The organism is Dellaglioa sp. CoH-56-MRSF-10, assembly GCF_056782175.1.
Window position 1 is genome coordinate 1 of the sequence record NZ_JBXAYF010000125.1, and the last position, 263, is coordinate 263.

The following is a 263-nucleotide window of genomic DNA, read 5'->3' on the forward strand; positions in this document are numbered from 1 at the left end:
GGGTATTGATTGGCACGAGCGCTTTCCATGAGGTGTTGTTCCTCGGCCGCTTCTTGCTCAGCGTCCTCACGTTCGAGCTTTTCTTCGATCTCGCTCAGGCGCGCGAGGTCCGATTTCTTTTCCTCAAAGGGCCATGCACGACCGATCCGAGCCAGCCGCTCACGTTCCCGTTGTTGGATACCGCCAGCGTAATGATCATTCCAGCGGCCATCCAGATCACGCAGGACCTGAATGCGTGTCCGAAGCTGCACGTCGTCCAGTTC

1 protein-coding gene is annotated in these 263 nt (G+C 57.8%); it reads right to left on the reverse strand.

What is annotated here, in order from left to right:
• Positions 1–263 (reverse strand): hypothetical protein (locus AC1RP4_RS08040; RefSeq protein ID WP_481763283.1); only part of this gene is annotated, 263 nt, incomplete at both ends.